This is a genomic window from Nocardiopsis sp. NPDC006198, from assembly GCF_040613895.1.
GTDB lineage: Bacteria > Actinomycetota > Actinomycetes > Streptosporangiales > Streptosporangiaceae > Nocardiopsis > Nocardiopsis tropica.
On record NZ_JBEXSY010000133.1, the window covers coordinates 1 to 3,063 of the forward strand.

Below are 3,063 nucleotides of genomic sequence, written 5' to 3' on the forward strand. Positions count from 1 at the left end.
CCACCGGGCCCGTGGCTTTGCGCGTCCCCCGCGCCCGGGTGGGGGGGCGCTGGGGGGGCGGGGCCCGGGGGGGGGGGGGCGCGGGCCCCGGGGGGGGGGGGGGGGCCCCCCCCCCCCGCCCCCCGGCCGTACGCGTAGGGTGATCCTTATGGGGCCGAAACACACACTTCCGGGCCTGCCCGACCGCGGGCGGTGCCTGGTCATGGGGGTCGTGAACGTCACCCCCGACTCCTTCTCCGACGGCGGCGCGTGGTTCGATCCCGACAGGGCGATCGAGCACGGCCTGCGCCTGGTCGAGGAGGGCGCGGACATCATCGACGTGGGCGGTGAGTCCACCCGCCCCGGAGCGCAGCGCGTCTCCGCGGAGGAGGAGCTGCGAAGGGTCGAGCCCGTCGTGCGCGAACTCGCCTCGCGCGGTGTCGCCGTCAGCGTGGACACCATGCGCGCGGAGGTCGCGGAGCGGTCCGTCGAGGCCGGCGCGGTGCTCGTCAACGACGTCAGCGGGGGCCTCGCCGATCCGGCGATGGCACGCCTTGTCGCCTCTTCCGGCGTTGCCTACGTGTTGATGCACTGGCGTGGGCATAGTCATGACATGCAGAGCCGTGCCGTGTACACGGATGTCGTCCAGGAGGTCCTCGATGAGCTCCGCGACCGTATGGAGGCCATGATCAGTGCAGGTGTCGATCCGGGTCAGATCGTTCTGGACCCGGGACTGGGATTCTCCAAACGCCCCGAGCAGGCGCACAACTGGGCGCTTCTCCACGACCTCGAACGCTTCCACGAACTGGGGCGGCCGGTGCTGGTGGCCGGTTCGCGCAAACGCTTCCTGAGCAGGCTCCTCGGCGACGCCAAGGGCGAGGACCGCCCGTTCGCCGAGTGCGACGCCGCCACGGCCGCCGTCACCACGCTGTCCGCCGACCGCGGGGCGTGGGCCGTGCGGGTGCACGACGTGCGGCCCAACGCCGACGCCGTGCGCGTCGCCGCCGCCTGGGCCGACGGCGGCGCCGGCCTGGACGAGGGGCGCTCCGAGCCGCTGGACCGGGGCGGCCGGTGAAGTCGCGCCAGGAGGTCATGGAGCGCGTGGCCGAGGCCAACGCGCAGTTCTACAGCGCCATCGAGAACGGCGACATCGACCTGATGCGCAGCGTCTGGGCCGAGGAGCACGAGGCGCCCGACCTGGTGTGCGTCAACCCGGGCTGGCCGCTGCTGCGCGGCCGGACCGAGATCATGAGGGCCTGGTCGCTGATCATGGCCAACGTGACGTACATCCAGTACGTGCTCACCGAGACCCACATCGGGGTCGGGGGCGACATCGCCATGGTGACGTGCGAGGAGAACGTGCTCACCGCCGAGGACGGCAGCCCCGGCTTCGTCGCCGGGGGCCAGGTGGTGACCACCAACCTGTTCGTGGACACGGAGCAGGGATGGAGGCTGTGGTCGCACCACGCCTCTCCCGTGCTGATGGAGGACGACGAGGAGGGCGAGGAGTGACGCGGGACCGCATCGCCCTCCGCGGCCTCCGCGCGCGCGGCCACCACGGGGTGTTCGGGTTCGAGCGCCGCGAGGGCCAGGACTTCGTGGTCGACGCCGTGCTCCACCTGGACACCGCGGCGGCGGCGGCCTCCGACGACGTCGGCGACACCGTCCACTACGGGCTGCTCGCCGACCGGCTGGTCGCGATCGTGACCGGTGAGCCGGTCAACCTGATCGAGACGCTCGCCGAGCGCCTGGCGGACGCGTGCCTGGCCGAGCCCCTGGTCGACCGGGCCGAGGTGACGGTGCACAAGCCTTCCGCGCCCATCGACCACGAGTTCGCGGACGTCGCGGTCACCGTCGTCAGGGACCGGACGGGTCCCGGGGGCCCGGGGGAGCCCGGCGCCGCGGGGCCCGCCCGTGTCCCGGACGGACGGGGGTCGCGGACGTGACCCGGGCGGTGCTCTCCCTGGGGTCCAACCTCGGGGACCGGATGGCGACCCTCCAGGGCGCGGTGGACACCCTGCTGGACGGGCCGGGCGCGCCCGCCCCGGTGGCGGTCTCCCCGGTCTACGAGACCGCCCCGGTGGGCGGCCCCGACCAGGGGGCGTTCCTCAACGCGGTCCTCGTCGTGGACACGGCCGGCACGCCCGGGGAGCTGCTGGCCCGCGCGCAGGACGCCGAGCGGGCCTTCGGCCGGGTCCGCGAGGTCCGGTGGGGTCCGCGCACCCTGGACGTGGACGTCGTCTCGTACGGCGACGTGCGCGACGACGACCCGGACCTGACCCTGCCGCACCCGCGGGCGCACCTGAGGGCGTTCGTCCTCCAGCCGTGGCTGGACGCCGACCCCCTCGCCGAACTGCCGGGCCGCGGCCCGGTCGCGGACCTCCTGGCCGGCCTCGTGGCCGAGGACACCGGCGGCGCGCAGGAACTCCGCGTGCGCGAGGACCTGGGACTGCGGCTGCCGGGCGGGGAGGGCCGCTGATGGCCGAGGACGACGAGGGGCGGCTGCGGCCCACGGGCTGGCGGGTGCCGGCGCTGCTGGTGGTGGCCGGGGCCCTCCTGGGGGTCCTGCTGACCAACGCGCTGCCCGCCCTGCCCCTCCTGCCGTGGTCGGCGATCCCGACCCTGCTGCTGCTCGCCCTGGCGGAGGGGTTCACGGCGGGGCGGACCCGCAGGCGCATCCGCCACGAGCCCGGCACCGAGCCGATCCAGCCGCTCAGCGCGGCCCGCCTGGTCGCCCTGGCCAAGGCGAGCGCGCTGTTCGCGTCGCTGGCGCTGGGCTTCTTCGCGGGCATGGCGCTCACGGTGTCGGACATGCTGGTGCTGCCCACGCAGCGGGAGGTGTTCCTGACGGCGCTGTTCACGGCGCTGTCCGCCGGGCTCCTGCTGGCCGCGGCCCTCTACCTGGAGTACTGCTGCCGGGTCCCCGAGGACGACGACAGGGGCGACGAGCCCCCGGCCGCCCGGTAGGCCGTGTCCCGCGGGCCGTTCCGGGCCCGCGGCGATCGGCGCGGGCTCCGGGGCCGCCGGGAGCGTCCACGGAACACGCCCCGGGCGCACCGCCCGCGGAAGCCGGAGGCGCCCTCC

General features: G+C 75.1%; 5 protein-coding genes. All 5 read left to right on the top strand.

Annotated features, from left to right (window positions below):
- The first annotated feature begins 148 nt into the window (after nt 1-148).
- From folP to ABZ234_RS33935, 5 genes are read left to right on the top strand one after another with little or no spacing between them, the layout of a single operon-like run.
- Complete coding sequence (gene folP, locus ABZ234_RS33915) at nt 149-1,054, top strand: dihydropteroate synthase (protein ID WP_355014768.1); 906 nt, start codon at nt 149-151, stop codon at nt 1,052-1,054.
- Nucleotides 1,051-1,491 (top strand): nuclear transport factor 2 family protein, encoded by a 441-nt coding sequence (locus ABZ234_RS33920; RefSeq protein ID WP_267946860.1) that lies wholly within the window; start codon nt 1,051-1,053, stop codon nt 1,489-1,491. The genes folP and ABZ234_RS33920 overlap by 4 nt, the downstream gene beginning before the upstream one ends.
- On the top strand, nt 1,488-1,925 hold the full coding sequence (folB, locus tag ABZ234_RS33925) for a dihydroneopterin aldolase (RefSeq protein ID WP_355014769.1): 438 nt from the start codon (nt 1,488-1,490) through the stop codon (nt 1,923-1,925). The genes ABZ234_RS33920 and folB overlap by 4 nt, the downstream gene beginning before the upstream one ends.
- Nucleotides 1,922-2,458 (top strand): 2-amino-4-hydroxy-6-hydroxymethyldihydropteridine diphosphokinase, encoded by a 537-nt coding sequence (gene folK, locus ABZ234_RS33930; protein ID WP_355014770.1) that lies wholly within the window; start codon nt 1,922-1,924, stop codon nt 2,456-2,458. Before folB ends, folK begins: the two co-directional genes overlap by 4 nt.
- Nucleotides 2,458-2,946, top strand: a complete 489-nt coding sequence (locus ABZ234_RS33935; protein ID WP_344177082.1) for a DUF3180 domain-containing protein — start codon at nt 2,458-2,460, stop codon at nt 2,944-2,946. Before folK ends, ABZ234_RS33935 begins: the two co-directional genes overlap by 1 nt.
- Nucleotides 2,947-3,063: the final 117 nt, after the last annotated feature.